Consider the following 14,026-nt stretch of genomic DNA (forward strand, 5'->3'; position numbering starts at 1 on the left):
GATTTGGAGAACAACAATGCTGACGATCTATTCCGATGACCACCGCCTGCACCACGGCCGCTGCGAGCTGATCGACGGCCAGCTCAAGCCTTGCTTCGAGATGCCCTCCCGCGCCGACCATGTCCTGGATCGGGTCAAGGCGCGCAATATCGGCCCCATCAGCGGTCCCACCGATTTCGGCCGCGCGCCCCTGCAACGGGTGCACAGCGCCGACTACCTGAATTTCTTCGAAGGCGCCTGGGCGCGCTGGGCCGCACTGGAGCGCGACGGCGACCTGCTGCCGTTCACCTGGCCAGCGCGGACCCTGCGCCGGGTCAAGCCCACCAGCCTGCTCGGCGAACTGGGCTACTACAGCTTCGACGCCGGCGCACCGATCACCGCCGGCACCTGGCAGGCCGCCTACAGCGCGGCGCAAGTCGCGCTCACCGCCCAGGCGGCGATCCAGGCCGGCGCCCACAGCGCCTTCGCCCTCTGCCGCCCGCCGGGACATCACGCCGCCAGCGATGTGATGGGCGGCTACTGCTACCTGAACAACGCCGCCATCGCCGCCCAGGCGTTTCTCGACCAAGGCCACCAGCGCGTGGCCATCCTCGATGTCGACTACCACCACGGCAACGGTACCCAGGAAATCTTCTACCAGCGCAGCGACGTGTTCTTCGCCTCGATCCACGGCGACCCGCAGGCGGAATTCCCGTTCTTCCTCGGTTATGCCGACGAACAGGGCGAAGGCGCCGGCGAGGGCTACAACGTCAACTACCCGCTGCCCGCCGGCAGCGACTGGGCCACCTGGCGCGATGCCCTCGACCAGGCGTGCCAGCGGATCGACGCCTACGCACCGGACGTGCTGGTCATTTCCCTGGGGGTGGACACCTTCAAGGATGATCCGATCTCCCAGTTCAAGCTCGACAGCCCCGATTACCTGGCCATGGGCGAGCGTATCGCGCGCCTGGGCAAGCCGACCCTGTTCGTGATGGAGGGTGGCTATGCGGTGGAAGAAATCGGCATCAATGCCGTGAACGTTCTCGAAGGTTTCGAACGCGCTCAACAGGAAGCCCAGGCATGACTCGACTCAAGCGACTGCTCGCCCCCCTGCTGTGTACCACCCTGCTCGCCGGCAGCCTCCAGGCCGTTGCCGAGCAACGGACGCTGCGGGTCTACAACTGGTTCGACTACATCACCCCGCAGACCCTGACCGACTTCCAGAAGGACGGCCAGGTCAAGCTGATCTACGACATCTTCGACACCAACGAGGCCCTGGAAGCCAAGCTGCTCACCGGCAACTCCGGCTACGACGTGGTGGTGCCGTCCAACGTGTTCCTTGCCAAGCAGATCGAAGCGGGCGTGTTCCAGCCGCTGGATCGCAGCAAGCTGCCCAACTGGCAGCACCTCGATCCGGCGCTGATGAAGCTGATCGAGGCCAACGACCCGGGCAACAAGTTCGCCGTGCCGTACATGTACGGCACCGTGCTGATCGGCTTCAACCCGGCCAAGGTCAAGGCCGCCTTGGGCGATAGCGCGCCGGTGGACAGCTGGGACCTGATCTTCAAGGAAGAGAACATCGCCAAGCTCAAGCAATGCGGCGTGGCGCTGCTCGATTCACCGTCGGAAATCATGCCGCTGGCCCTGCAGTACCTGGGCTTGCCGCCGAACAGCGACAAGCCGGCGGACTACAAGAAGGCCGAGGAACTGATGCTGAAGATCCGACCGCACATCACCTACTTCCATTCGTCCAAGTACATGGCCGACATCGCCAATGGCGATATCTGCGTGGCGGTGGGCTACTCCGGCAGCTTCTCGCAGGCGGCCAACCGTGCCATCGAGGCGAAGAACGGCGTGGTGGTGGACATGCGTCTGCCGAAGGAAGGCGCGCCGATCTGGTTCGACATGCTGGCGATTCCGAAAGGCGCGACCAACCCGGACGATGCCCATGCGTTCATCAACTACCTGCTGCAACCGCAGGTGATCGCGCCGATCAGCGACTTCGTCGGCTACCCGAACCCGAACAAGGACGCCACCGGGCTGGTCGCCCCGGCGATCCGCAACAACCCCAACCTGTACCCGACCGCGGAGGCGATGACCAGGCTGTATACCCTGCAGCCACTGAATCGCGAGGGCGAGCGGGCACGGACACGGGCCTGGACCAAGATCAAGGCGGGGACCTGACGGATTGGCTTGCCTGTAAAACGCAGCTCGCCCACGAAAAGCCGCGCTCCTACAGGGTGCCGCCGCCCCAGGCTCTTCGCAGGCGCCGCAAGGCGTCTGCGATGCCGGCTTCGCCGACAGCGGCAAACCCCAACACCAGCCCCGCCTTCTTATCCACAGCCCGCTCCGGCTCACAGAACCAGTAATCACCCAGCCCGTTCAGCTCCACCCCCACTTCCAGAGCCTTCTCCACCAGCCAACGCTCCCGCTCGGCGTTATCCACATCCACTTTGACATGAAGGCCGGCGACCATTTCGGGCAATCCCGCGACCCCAGGGATATCCACAGGCCACCCGGCCAGCAAGGCATTGCGCCGCAGCAGCGCCGCACGGCGCATACGGCGGATATGCCGCTGGAAATGCCCCTGGGCCATGAACTGCGCCATCACCGCCTGGGTACCCACCTCCGAATGCCGCACCATCAGCGCCCGACAGCGGGAAAACGGCTGCACCAGTTGCCGCGGCAGCACCAGGTAGCCGAGGCGCAGCCCTGGAAACGCGACCTTGCTGAAGGTCCCGACATACAACACCCGCCCGCTGCGATCCAGCGCCGCCAGAGGCGCCAACGGCGCACCGCTGTAACGGTACTCGCCGTCATAGTCGTCCTCGACGATCCAGCCCTGGTTGCGCTCGGCCCAGGCCAGCAACTCCAGGCGCCGGGCCAGGCTCATCACCACCCCGGTGGGGTACTGGTGGGAGGGCGTGACATAGGCCACGCGGCAATCGCCCAAGCGGGAAAGCGCAGCACAATCCAGCCCGTCGTTATCCACAGCGACGCCGTGCACCGCCGCTCCGGTCAGGGCGAAGGCACAGGCGGCCGCACGATAGCCCGGATTTTCCACAGCCACCCCGGCCCCGGGCTCCAGCAGCAACTGTGCACAAAGGCTGATGGCCTGCTGTGCACCACTGGTGATCACAATTTGTTCAGGCGTGCAGGAAAGCCCCCGCGATCGCCGCAAGTAGGCCGCGATGAGTTCCCGAAGCAGCGGTTCCCCCGCCGGATCGCCATAGCCCAGTGTCGCCATCTCGGGATTTCGCCAGAAACCCGCCTGCAGCTTGGCCCAGACCTCGAACGGGAACAGGTCGTAGGCCGGTACACCGACGCGAAACGCCCGCGGTGGACCGCTTCTTGGCGTAGGCAAATGATGGTTTTCCAGACGAAAAAGTGCGGCAGTGTGGATAACTTTACTGGACGAATCACCAGTATTTTCCGCCGAAATTGTGGATAACCCTGTAGATAAACCCCGGGATAACCCTGTGGATACTTTTGTGGACAATTTTGGCAGCTGACTGACGTAAGTGCCGTCGCCGACCCGGCTTTCGATGAAACCCTCGGCGTACAACTGGTCGTAGGCGCGCACCACGCTGTTGCGCGACAGACCGAGGATCGCCGCCATGTCCCGGCTCGCAGGCAAGCGCGTGCCACTGCCCAGTCGCCCGTCCAGCACCCGTGCCCGCAACGCCTGGTACAGCTGGCGACTCAGGCCCTGGCGGCGGTCCAGGACGATTCCGGAAGGATCGAAAAGCAGGGAGACAGACGATTCGACCATGATCAATGGACCCATGAAATTGGCATGAAATGGCTCTTACCATGAACCAATAGCCTGCCTAGGATTGCTCCCAATCGCCAAGGGATTTTTTCCATGTACACACCCAGCGCTTTCAAAGACGACGACCTGCAACGCCAGCTCGAACATATCGCCAGCACCCGCCTGGCAGTGCTGATCAGCCATGGCGAGCACGGTCTGCAGGCCTCCCACGTACCGCTGCTGCTGGACCCGCATGCCGGTCCCAAGGGCACCCTGTACGGCCACGTAGCCCGCGGCAACCCGCAGTGGCGCGACCTGGAAAGCGCTGCCGAAGTACTGCTGGTGTTCCCCGGGGCCGATGCCTACGTCAGCCCCGGCTACTATCCGAGCAAGGCGCAAGACCCGCGCACCGTGCCGACCTGGAATTATGTCGCGGTACACGCCTGGGGCACGCCGCACGTTATCCACAGCCCGGAACCCCTGCTGGATATCGTCCGGCGCCTGAGCGACCAGCATGAACAGGGCCGCGCCCGGCCCTGGTCGGTGGACGACGCACCGGCCGATTACCTGCAAGGCATGCTCAAGGCCATCGTCGGTTTCGCCGTGCCCATCGAGCGCCTGCAATGCAACCGCAAGCTGAGCCAGAACCGCTCGGCCATCGATCACGAAGGTGTGCGCAGCGGTCTTGCCGCCAGCGCCGACCTGCTGGACAACAACCTCGCTGCCCTGATGCAGCAACCCTGAAGGAACGCATACATGTCTACCGTAGAGATTCGTCCAGTCACCGCCGCCGACCACGCCGCCTGGTTGCCCCTGTGGCAGGCCTACCTGCGTTTCTATGAAACCGAACTGCCCGACGCGGTCAGTGCCGAGACCTGGAAGCGCTTTCTCGACCCCGCGGAAACCACCAACTCCGCCCTGGCTTGGGTCGATGGCAAGGCGCTGGGCATGGTCAACTGGATCTTCCACCGCACCAACTGGGCTGTGGAAAACGCCTGCTACCTGCAGGACCTGTATGTCGACGGCGACCAGCGCGGCCTGGGCATCGGTCGCAAGCTGATCGAACACGTCTACGCCGCCGCCAGCGCTGCAAACTGCTGCAAGGTCCACTGGCTGACCCACGAAACCAACGCCACCGCGATCACCTTGTACGAGAAGGTCGCCGAGCGTCCCGGCTTCATCCAGTTCCGCAAACCGATGGAGGGGCATTCATGAGCAGCCCTCTCAACTGGAAACCCGCCCGCGAGCCGCAGGCCGAGCCGCTGGACGGGCGCTTCATTCGCCTGGAAAAACTCGATCCCGCCCGGCACGGCGATGATCTCTGGGAAGTGCTCCAGGGCCCGAACGCCGACGCCAGCTTGTGGGACTACCTGCCTTACGGGCCTTTCACCGAGCGCGAGCCCTTCGACCGCTGGCTGCAGGACAACGCCGCCGGCCGCGACCCGCTGTTCTACAGCGTCATCGATCGGGCCAGTGGCCAGGTCCAGGGGATTCTCAGCCTGATGTCCATCGTTGCCGCCCATGGCCGTATCGAAGTCGGGCATATCGCCTTCGGCGCCGCCATGCAGCGCACGCCCAAGGGCACCGAGGCGGTGTACTTGCTGGGCAAGCTGGCCTTCGAACTGGGCAACCGTCGTTTCGAATGGAAGTGCAACAACGCCAACGCCCGCTCGCGTCGGGCTGCGGAGCGCTTCGGCTTCACCTTCGAGGGGGTGTTCCGCCAGCACATGGTGGTCAAGGACCAGAACCGCGACACGGCCTGGTATTCGATCACCGATGACGAGTGGCCGGCGGTCGCGGCCGGTTTCGAGCGCTGGCTGAGCGAGGACAACCAGCGGCCCGAGGGTCAGCTGAGGACGCTGGAGGCGTGCCGCACGATCCGTTGAACCAAACGGGGCCGCTTGCGGCCCTGCTTCACCTCACCCGATCCGGCCGCCGCAAGACCCCCATCTGCAATCCGAATGGTCGAAACACCGCGTTCAGCGAGTTGAGCGTCGGATTGCCCTCTCCCTGTTCTATCTGAATCAGGGTACGCACCGAAATCTTGCACATCCGCGCGAACTGGGTCTGTTGCAGCTTCGCCACCTCCGTCCGCAACTTGCGCACCGCGGCACCCAGTTCCAGAGACCCATCGGCAATACCCTGCAGGACGCCCTCGATCAACAAAGCGCGAATCTCGATCGAAACCGTCATAGCAATTCCCAGTCGTTCATACGTTGTTCGAGGTTCTTCAAGGCGATTGCCGGGTGATTCATCACTGCATCCGGCAAACCCAGGTCCCTCAACAGATCCGGCAATGCCATCAACTGGCGAGCATCCTGGCGCAGGCGTTCGAAAGTCTGTTGCGGGTCCACCAGTGGCTCCAGCAGGCTACAGGCCGCACGCCAGTCAATCTCGCCACCGCGCTCCACGGGCGACGTCCATTCAGTGCCTGATTGCGGGCGAACTTCACGAACCAGTGGCAGATGGCCTGACCGTCATCCAGCACCGCGTCCGGGTAGAGCAAGCCGTCCCGGCCTTCGCTCAGCAACAGCTTGGGTGCCTCCCCCCCGGCGCCCGTCGCGCCACCGATGGCCGCGCCCTGTTCGTAGGCATATTCGAGAAAGCGCTGATCGCGGGTCACGACATCATCGAAGCCGAAACCCATGGGCGCCGACGTATCCAGTGCCTCCACAGATGCCTTGATACGCAGGTTGCCAATAGGCGCGGGAGTGCTTCGCGCGAGCAGGAAAATGTCATCCGCCAGCCCTTCCGGTTTCTCCCGCCCGATGTGCCTGAGCAGAAAGCGCGTAAAGTTGGAGGGTCAATGGATACATGGCGGCCTCGGCCAGCGTAACGCAGCTTGATCTGCAATATAGTGCAAATCGACCAGCCCAGCACCCACCAAATCTGCATTAAGATGCATAATTTAGAAGAAATACGTTAACTTTCTGCATTTAAATGCAGACATACAAACAAAAAAAGGGGAGCAATTCGCTCCCCATGAGGTTAACCGTTTACCGCCGAGGGCTTTCTCAGCCCTCGATCTCGATCAGGATTTCGCCCGGGTTGACGCGGTCGCCCTTGGCGATGTGGATGGCGACAACCTTGCCGGCGATCGGCGATTGCACTTCGGTTTCCATCTTCATCGCTTCGGTGATCAGCACGGCCTGGCCCGCCTTGACGGTGTCGCCTTCCTTGACCAGGACATCGACGATGTTGCCCGGCATGGTGGTGCTGATATGACCCGGCGCAGTGGCCTGCTTGCGCTTGCTGCCACCACCGCCGACGAACTCGTTGAGCGGCTCGAACACCACTTCTTCCGGCATGCCGTCGATGGACAGGTAGAAGTGACGCTTGCCTTCGGCCTTGACGCCGACACCGGTGATGTCGACGCGATAGGTCTCGCCGTGGACGTCGATGACGAACTCGGTCGGTACGCCTTCACCGCCGGCCGAGGTCACGGCGCCAGCTTCCGGAATCGGCAGCAGGACTTCAGGGGTCAGGGTGCCGGCCTCACGCTCTTCGAGGAATTTGCGCCCGATGTCCGGGAACATGGCGAAGGTCAGCACATCTTCTTCGGAGTGCGCCAGGCTGCCGATATCGGCGCGCAGCTTGGTCATTTCCGGCTTGAGCAGGTCGGCCGGGCGCACGTCGATCACTTCTTCGCTGCCGATGGCCTGGCGCCGCAGTTGTTCGTTGACCACGCCCGGTGCCTTGCCGTACCCACCTTGCAGGTACAGTTTCACCTCGTTGGTGATGGTCTTGTAGCGCTCACCGGCCAGCACGTTGAAGAAGGCCTGGGTGCCGACGATCTGCGAGGTCGGGGTGACCAGCGGCGGGAAGCCGAGGTCTTCGCGGACCCGCGGGATTTCCGCCAGCACTTCGTTCATGCGGTTCAGCGCGCCCTGCTCTTTGAGCTGGTTGGCCAGGTTGGAGATCATGCCGCCTGGCACCTGGTTGACCTGGACGCGGGTGTCCACCGAGGTGAACTCGCTTTCGAACTGGTGGTACTTCTTGCGCACGGCGTAGAAGTACAGGCCGATTTCCTGCAGCAATTCCAGGTCCAGGCCGGTGTCGAACTCGCTGCCCTTGAGCGCGGCGACCATCGACTCGGTACCCGGGTGGCTGGTGCCCCAGGCGAAGCTGGAGATCGCGGTGTCGATATGATCGGCGCCGTTCTCGACCGCCTTGAGCTGGCACATGGCAGCCAGGCCGGCGGTGTCGTGGGAGTGGATGAACACCGGCAGCGACTGCTCGGCCTTCAGCGCCTTGACCAGCTCGCCCGTGGCGAACGGGGTCAGCAGGCCGGCCATGTCCTTGATCGCGACCGAGTCGCAACCCATGGCTTCCATCTGCTTGGCCTGGGCGACGAAGGCGTCGATGGTGTGCACCGGGCTGGTGGTGTAGGCGATGGTGCCCTGGGCATGCTTGCCGGCAGCCTTCACCGCTTCGATGGCAACCCGCAGGTTACGCACGTCGTTCATCGCGTCGAAGATGCGGAACACGTCGATGCCGTTGACCGCGGCCTTGGCCACGAAAGCCTTGACCACGTCGTCGCTGTAGTGGCGGTAGCCGAGCAGGTTCTGCCCGCGCAGCAGCATCTGCAGGCGGGTGTTGGGCAGCGCGGCGCGCAGTTTGCGCAGACGCTCCCACGGGTCTTCCTTGAGGAAGCGCACGCAGGCGTCGAAGGTCGCGCCGCCCCAGACTTCCAGCGACCAGTAGCCGACTTTGTCGAGCTTGTCGCAGATCGGCAGCATGTCTTCGGTGCGCATGCGGGTGGCCAGCAGGGACTGGTGGGCGTCGCGCAGGATCGTGTCGGTTACGAAAATTTTCTTGGACATTATGGGTTCCTCACAGGCCTGCATGCGCGGCGATGGCGGCGGCGATAGCCAGCGCCAGCTCTTCGGGTTTGCGCTTGATCGAGTAGTTGGTCAGTTCCGGATGGCTTTCCACGAAGCTGGTGTTGAACTGGCCGCTGCGGAATTCCGGATTGCGCAGGATTTCCTGGTAGTACGCGGCGGTGGTCTTCACCCCTTGCACGCGCATGTCATCCAGGGCGCGCAGGCCGCGGTCCATGGCTTCTTCCCAGGTCAGCGCCCAGACCACCAGTTTCAGGCACATGGAGTCGTAGAACGGTGGAATGGTGTAGCCGGTGTAGATCGCCGTGTCGGTACGCACGCCGGGGCCGCCGGGGGCGTAGTAACGGGTGATCTTGCCGAAGCTCGGCAGGAAGTTGTTCTTCGGATCCTCGGCGTTGATCCGGAACTGCAGGGCGAAACCGCGGTGCTGGATATCTTCCTGCTTGACCGACAGGGGCAGGCCCGAGGCGATACGGATCTGCTCGCGAACGATGTCGATGCCGGTGATTTCCTCGGTGATGGTGTGTTCCACCTGCACCCGGGTGTTCATTTCCATGAAGTACACCTCGCCCTCGGCGAGCAGGAACTCCACGGTACCGGCGTTTTCATAGCCGACCGCCTTGGCCGCGCGTACCGCCAGGTCGCCGATATAGGCGCGCTGTTCCGGGGTCAGCTGTGGGCTCGGGGCGATCTCGATGAGCTTCTGGTTGCGGCGCTGGATCGAGCAGTCACGCTCGAACAGGTGCACCACGTTGCCGAAGCTGTCACCAATGATCTGGGCTTCGATGTGCTTGGGGTTGACGATGCATTTTTCCAAGAAGACTTCCGCCGAGCCGAAGGCCTTGGTCGCTTCGGAAATCACCCGCGGGAAGGCCTGTTCCAGCTCTTCGCGACTGTTGCAGCGACGAATGCCGCGGCCACCACCACCGGACGTGGCCTTGAGCATCACCGGATAACCGATGCGATCGCCTTCGTTCAGCGCTTCGTGGATGTCGGCGACGTTGCCTTCGGTGCCGGGGGTGACCGGTACGCCAGCCTTGATCATGCTGCGGCGGGCTTCGGTCTTGTCGCCCATGCGACGAATGACTTCAGCGGCCGGACCGATGAACTTGATCCCGCGTTCGGCGCAGATATCCGCCAGCTCGGCGTTTTCCGAGAGGAAACCGTAACCCGGGTGCAGGGCATCGCAACCGGTTTCCACAGCCAGGTTGACCAGCTTGCGCGGGTTCAGGTAACCGGCCAGGGGCTCGGCACCGATGCTGTGGGCCTCGTCGGCGCGCTTGACGTGCAGGGCATGACGGTCGGCGTCGGAATAGATTGCCACGGAGCGAATGCCCATCTCGGCGCAGGCCCGCACGATCCGAACTGCGATCTCACCCCTGTTGGCGATCAGGATTTTTTTTATCACTGGAGTCTTCCCAAAGCCGCTGGACAAACGACCCGCCACTGCGGGTCGGCGCGTGACCAGAATCAACTGGCCAGTCGTGCAATCACCCTAGCGCCGTGCGTGAATAAACAAAAATCAATAATTATTAGGGGCTCTATTAGCAATTGCTTATAGTGCGGTAACAAGGTTTTTCAGAGAACTGGGGATAACGTGCGTAAGTCATTGATGCGTATGACATTGCGTCAATTGCAGATCTTCAATGAGGTGTGCGATTTGCGCTCTTACAGCCGCGCCGCGGAGGAAATGGCGCTGACACAACCCGCCGTTAGTCTACAGATTCGCCAGCTGGAAGAGCTGGTGGGACAGCCTCTGTTCGAATACGTCGGCAAGAAACTCTACCTCACCGAGGCCGCCGAAGCCCTGCAACGCGCCAGCCGGGACATCTTCGGACGTCTGGAAAGCCTCGACATGCAGCTCTCGGACATGCAGGGCTCGCTGCAGGGCCAGTTGAAGCTGGCCGTGGAATCCAGCGCCAAGTACTTCGTGCCGCACCTGTTCGCGGCGTTCAGGAATCTGCACCCGGAGGTCAACCTGACCCTGACCGTGGTCAACCGTGCCCAGGCCATTCGCCGTCTGTCCGACAACCGCGACGACCTGATCATCATGTCCATGGTCCCGCAGGACATGGGCCTGGAGTTCCTGCCGTTCCTCAACAACCCCATCGTCGCCGTCGCCCCGCCGGATCATCCGCTGTGCCGGATGGAGCGCCTGCGCCTGCAGGACCTGGAACCGCATACCCTGCTGATCCGCGAGCAGGGCTCGGGCACGCGCAAGGCCTGCGAGGAATACTTCAAGGAGAAGCGCGTGCACTTCACCCAGACCCTGGAAGTCACCTCGGCCGATGCTCAGCGCGAATGCGTGATTGCCGGTCTCGGCATCGCCCTGCTGACCCGCCACGCGCTGAATCTGGAACTGGCTACCGGGGTGCTGCGCGAGTTGCCGGTGGAGGAATTGCCACTGTATCGAAGCTGGTGCGTGGTGCAATCCAAGGCCAAGCGGCAGTCGCCGGTGGCCTTGGCGTTTCTTGCATTCATTCGCAGCGAACGTGCGCAGATCAGCGGACTTGTTGAGCGCTTCTCCGGGGTTCTGCCGCCGACACCTGCCATACGTTGAAATCTTTCAGGTCGGGGAAGTCGGCGATGTCCTGGAGCAGGCGGCGCTGTTCGGAATAGCTTTCGATCGCGCGGCGGAATTCCATGCGACGCTGATCCTTTTCCTGCTGCTTGCGGGATTTGGCGCTGGGTTGATACGAGCCATCGAGTTCACGAGCCATTGCATATCTCCCTGATCGAGTGCGGGAGTTTCAGACTGCAGCGGCAAGTTGACGGTTTGACGGCGGGAGGGTGACAGGGGTGTGAATCGTGATAGCTGGTTGCTTGCCGCGTGCCCTGTAGGAGCTGGCTTGCCTGCGAAGGACCGCGCAGCGGTCCCCGACAGGGGTGAGTCCGGGACCGCTTTGCGGTCCTTCGCAGGCAAGCCAGCTCCTACGGGGATCGCGGGCAGACTGAAATTACTCGTCGGCGCTCTTCAGCGACTTTGGCGACAACCGCAGGCTGCGCAGGCTGCGCTTCACGCTCTTGAGGTGATTGACCAGGCTCGGCCCGCGAGCCATGGCCACGCCCATCGCCAGCACGTCGATCACCACCAGGTGGGCGATACGCGAGGTCAGCGGGGTGTAGATTTCGGTGTCTTCATGCACGTCGATGGCCAGGTTGACCGTCGACAGCTCGGCCAGCGGGGTCTGGCTCGGGCACAGGGTGATGAGGTTGGCGCCGCTCTCGCGGACGATGTTCGCGGTGATCAGCAGGTCCTTGGAACGACCGGACTGGGAAATGCACACCGCCACGTCGCCAGGCTTGAGGGTCACCGCCGACATCGCCTGCATGTGCGGGTCGGAGTAGGCCGCGGCGCTCAGCAGCAGGCGGAAGAACTTGTGCTGGGCATCCGCCGCCACCGCGCCGGAGGCACCGAAACCGTAGAACTCGACGCGCTGGGCCTGGGCCATGGCGGTCACGGCGCGCTGCAGGGCCTGGGGATCGAGGTGCTCGCGCACTTCCATCAGGGTGTGCAGGGTGGTGTCGAAGATCTTCAGGCTGTAGTCCGCGACCGAGTCGTCTTCATGAATCGCGAACTGCCCGAAGCTGGCACCGGCAGCCAGGCTCTGCGCCAGCTTCAGTTTCAGGTCCTGGAAGCCCGAGCAGCCGATGGCCCGGCAGAAACGCACGATGGTCGGCTCGCTGATGCCGACGCTGTGCGCCAGGTCGGCCATGGAGCTATGCATGACCGCCGCGGGGTCAAGCAATACGTGGTCGGCAACCTTGAGCTCCGACTTGCGTAGCAGATGCCGCGACTGGGCGATGTGTTGCAACAGATTCAATGGCAGGACTCGGTTATGATCGGCTGGCCGGTTGTAGCAATCTTGTAGTTATACTACATGACTGGCGAACCGCCCAGCTAAACGAGACAGGAGTGTGGTGGGTTTGACTATTCCTTGTGACATTCTGGTCTTCGGCGGCACCGGCGATCTGGCCCTGCACAAACTGCTTCCGGCGCTCTACCACCTGTATCGCGAGGGTCGTCTGCACCCCGCCGTGCGGATCGTCGCCCTGGCCCGCAGCCCGATGCCACGCAATAGTTTTCAAAAGCTTGCAGAACGCCGCTGCCGCGCCCAGATCGCTCGCAGCGACTTCGACGAAGACACCTGGGGCCGCTTCGCCACCCGCCTCGACTATTTCTCCATGGACGCCGCGCAGAGCGCCGACTTCGGCCGCCTCGCGCATTTTCTCGGCGAGCCGGGAGGCCTGGCGCGGATCTACTACCTGGCCACCGCGCCCAACCTCTTCGTCCCCATCGTCACCCACCTGAGCATCGCCGGACTGGTCGACAGCGAATCGCGCATCGTCCTGGAAAAGCCCATCGGCCATTCGCTGGAGTCGGCCACCGCCATCAACAGCGCGATCGGCGCGGTGTTCGACGAGTCCCAGGTGTTTCGCATCGACCACTACCTGGGCAAGGAAACCGTGCAGAACCTCATGGCCCTGCGCTTCGCCAACGCCCTGCTGGAGCCGGTGTGGCGGGCCAGCCAGATCGACCATGTGCAGATCAGCGTCTGCGAAACCCTCGGCGTGGAAAACCGCGGCGCCTACTACGACCGCGCCGGCGCCACCCGCGACATGCTGCAGAACCACCTGCTGCAGCTGCTCTGCCTGGTGGCCATGGAGCCGCCGGCGCAGTTCGATGCCGAAGCGGTGCGCGACGAGAAGGTGAAGATCCTCCGCGCGCTCAAGCCGATCACCGACCAGGATGTGCAGGACAAGACCGTCCGCGGCCAGTACAGCGCCGGCAAGATCGGCGGCCAGGAAGTCCCCGCCTACTACTTCGAGAAGGATGTGGACAACGACAGCGACACGGAAACCTTCGTCGCTGTCGAAGCCCATATCAACAACTGGCGCTGGGCCGGCGTGCCGTTCTACCTGCGCACCGGCAAGCGCCTGGCCAAGCGCTCGTCGCAGATCGTCATCCAGTTCAAGCCGGTGCCGCACCGCCTGTTCGACGGTGATCGCGCCAACCAGCTGCTGATCCAGCTGCAGCCCGACGAACGCATCAGCCTGCAGATGATGACCAAGACCCCCGGCAAGGGCATGCACCTGGAGCCGGTGGAACTGAACCTCAACCTGGCCCAGGTGTTTGGCCAGACGCGGCGCTGGGACGCTTACGAACGCCTGCTGCTGGATGTACTGGAAGGCGACTCGACGCTGTTCATGCGCCGTGACGAGGTGGAGGCGGCGTGGGCCTGGATCGATCCGATCCTCAAGGGCTGGCAGGAGCATTTCCAGACCCCGCGCCCCTATCACGCCGGGACCAACGGCCCGGAACAGGCCCACAGCCTGCTGGCCCGCCAGGGCCGCGCCTGGCACGGCTAGGCATTGGGGGGCCGCTTCGCGAGCAAGCTCGCTCCCACAGGATTCGCGCGAACTTTGTGGGAGCGAGCTTGCTCGTGAAGCGGCC

General features: G+C 63.4%; 13 protein-coding genes and 1 pseudogene. 7 read left to right on the plus strand and 7 right to left on the minus strand.

Annotated features, from left to right (window positions below; translation table 11 throughout):
- The first annotated feature begins 16 nt into the window (after positions 1 to 16).
- Together RTI28_RS19175 and RTI28_RS19180 are read left to right on the plus strand one after the other, a co-directional pair.
- On the plus strand, positions 17 to 1,063 hold the full coding sequence (locus RTI28_RS19175; RefSeq protein WP_316921909.1) for a histone deacetylase family protein: 1,047 nt from the start codon (positions 17 to 19) through the stop codon (positions 1,061 to 1,063).
- Positions 1,060 to 2,163, plus strand: a complete 1,104-nt coding sequence (locus tag RTI28_RS19180; protein ID WP_316921910.1) for a polyamine ABC transporter substrate-binding protein — start codon at positions 1,060 to 1,062, stop codon at positions 2,161 to 2,163. Before RTI28_RS19175 ends, RTI28_RS19180 begins: the two co-directional genes overlap by 4 nt.
- A 49-nt stretch (positions 2,164 to 2,212) precedes the next feature.
- Here the strand turns inward: RTI28_RS19180 and RTI28_RS19185 are convergent, their stop codons facing one another.
- Positions 2,213 to 3,751, minus strand: coding sequence for a PLP-dependent aminotransferase family protein (locus RTI28_RS19185; protein WP_316921941.1), 1,539 nt, complete (start codon positions 3,749 to 3,751; stop codon positions 2,213 to 2,215).
- A gap of 93 nt (positions 3,752 to 3,844) precedes the next feature.
- Here RTI28_RS19185 and RTI28_RS19190 point away from each other — a divergent pair, with 93 nt between their 5' ends.
- The 3 genes from RTI28_RS19190 to RTI28_RS19200 are packed head-to-tail and all read left to right on the plus strand — an operon-like array spanning position 3,845 to position 5,616.
- Positions 3,845 to 4,474 carry an FMN-binding negative transcriptional regulator gene (locus RTI28_RS19190; protein ID WP_316921911.1) on the plus strand — a complete coding sequence of 210 codons (630 nt, stop codon included), beginning with the start codon at positions 3,845 to 3,847 and terminating at the stop codon, positions 4,472 to 4,474.
- A 12-nt stretch (positions 4,475 to 4,486) separates the two neighbouring features.
- Entirely contained in the window at positions 4,487 to 4,945 is a 459-nt protein-coding gene (locus RTI28_RS19195; RefSeq protein WP_316921912.1) for a GNAT family N-acetyltransferase, read from the plus strand.
- Positions 4,942 to 5,616, plus strand: coding sequence for a GNAT family protein (locus RTI28_RS19200; protein WP_316921913.1), 675 nt, complete (start codon positions 4,942 to 4,944; stop codon positions 5,614 to 5,616). The genes RTI28_RS19195 and RTI28_RS19200 overlap by 4 nt, the downstream gene beginning before the upstream one ends.
- 28 nt (positions 5,617 to 5,644) lie before the next feature.
- On the opposite strand, the gene RTI28_RS19205 is transcribed toward RTI28_RS19200, so the two are convergent.
- The 4 genes and pseudogenes from RTI28_RS19205 to RTI28_RS19220 form a co-directional block, all read right to left on the minus strand.
- Entirely contained in the window at positions 5,645 to 5,923 is a 279-nt protein-coding gene (locus tag RTI28_RS19205; protein ID WP_316921914.1) for a helix-turn-helix transcriptional regulator, read from the minus strand.
- A pseudogene (locus tag RTI28_RS19210) lies at positions 5,920 to 6,518 on the minus strand (hypothetical protein); the annotation flags it as partial. The pseudogene RTI28_RS19210 and the gene RTI28_RS19205, both read right to left, overlap by 4 nt.
- A gap of 226 nt (positions 6,519 to 6,744) precedes the next feature.
- Positions 6,745 to 8,553, minus strand: coding sequence for a sodium-extruding oxaloacetate decarboxylase subunit alpha (gene oadA, locus RTI28_RS19215; RefSeq protein WP_316921915.1), 1,809 nt, complete (start codon positions 8,551 to 8,553; stop codon positions 6,745 to 6,747).
- A gap of 10 nt (positions 8,554 to 8,563) precedes the next feature.
- Entirely contained in the window at positions 8,564 to 9,979 is a 1,416-nt protein-coding gene (locus tag RTI28_RS19220) for an acetyl-CoA carboxylase biotin carboxylase subunit (RefSeq protein WP_009402468.1), read from the minus strand.
- A 204-nt stretch (positions 9,980 to 10,183) separates the two neighbouring features.
- Between RTI28_RS19220 and RTI28_RS19225 the strand changes: the two genes are divergently transcribed.
- Entirely contained in the window at positions 10,184 to 11,131 is a 948-nt protein-coding gene (locus RTI28_RS19225; RefSeq protein WP_316921916.1) for a LysR family transcriptional regulator, read from the plus strand.
- Here the strand turns inward: RTI28_RS19225 and RTI28_RS19230 are convergent.
- Together RTI28_RS19230 and hexR are read right to left on the minus strand one after the other, a co-directional pair.
- Positions 11,073 to 11,291 carry a PA3496 family putative envelope integrity protein gene (locus tag RTI28_RS19230; protein ID WP_316921917.1) on the minus strand — a complete coding sequence of 73 codons (219 nt, stop codon included), beginning with the start codon at positions 11,289 to 11,291 and terminating at the stop codon, positions 11,073 to 11,075. The genes RTI28_RS19225 and RTI28_RS19230 overlap by 59 nt on opposite strands.
- A 237-nt stretch (positions 11,292 to 11,528) precedes the next feature.
- Entirely contained in the window at positions 11,529 to 12,395 is an 867-nt protein-coding gene (gene hexR, locus RTI28_RS19235) for a transcriptional regulator HexR (protein ID WP_316921918.1), read from the minus strand.
- Between the two features lie 103 nt (positions 12,396 to 12,498).
- Between hexR and zwf the strand changes: the two genes are divergently transcribed.
- A complete protein-coding gene (gene zwf / locus RTI28_RS19240; protein ID WP_316921919.1) occupies positions 12,499 to 13,941 on the plus strand; it encodes a glucose-6-phosphate dehydrogenase in 1,443 nt (480 codons plus the stop codon).
- The last annotated feature ends 85 nt before the right edge of the window (positions 13,942 to 14,026 follow it).

Origin of the sequence: Pseudomonas sp. zfem002, assembly GCF_032621685.1 — a bacterium.
GTDB lineage: Bacteria > Pseudomonadota > Gammaproteobacteria > Pseudomonadales > Pseudomonadaceae > Aquipseudomonas > Aquipseudomonas japonica.

Bases quoted from the DNA above. Each gene is read 5' to 3' on its own strand.
- RTI28_RS19205 (WP_316921914.1), bottom strand. From the start codon at position 5,923: ATGACGGTTTCGATCGAGATTCGCGCTTTGTTGATCGAGGGCGTCCTG.
- oadA (WP_316921915.1), bottom strand. From the start codon at position 8,553: ATGTCCAAGAAAATTTTCGTAACCGACACGATCCTGCGCGACGCCCAC.
- RTI28_RS19175 (WP_316921909.1), top strand. From the start codon at position 17: ATGCTGACGATCTATTCCGATGACCACCGCCTGCACCACGGCCGCTGC.
- RTI28_RS19225 (WP_316921916.1), top strand. From the start codon at position 10,184: ATGCGTATGACATTGCGTCAATTGCAGATCTTCAATGAGGTGTGCGAT.
- RTI28_RS19230 (WP_316921917.1), bottom strand. From the start codon at position 11,291: ATGGCTCGTGAACTCGATGGCTCGTATCAACCCAGCGCCAAATCCCGC.
- RTI28_RS19195 (WP_316921912.1), top strand. From the start codon at position 4,487: ATGTCTACCGTAGAGATTCGTCCAGTCACCGCCGCCGACCACGCCGCC.
- RTI28_RS19190 (WP_316921911.1), top strand. From the start codon at position 3,845: ATGTACACACCCAGCGCTTTCAAAGACGACGACCTGCAACGCCAGCTC.
- RTI28_RS19185 (WP_316921941.1), bottom strand. From the start codon at position 3,751: ATGGTCGAATCGTCTGTCTCCCTGCTTTTCGATCCTTCCGGAATCGTC.
- RTI28_RS19180 (WP_316921910.1), top strand. From the start codon at position 1,060: ATGACTCGACTCAAGCGACTGCTCGCCCCCCTGCTGTGTACCACCCTG.
- RTI28_RS19200 (WP_316921913.1), top strand. From the start codon at position 4,942: ATGAGCAGCCCTCTCAACTGGAAACCCGCCCGCGAGCCGCAGGCCGAG.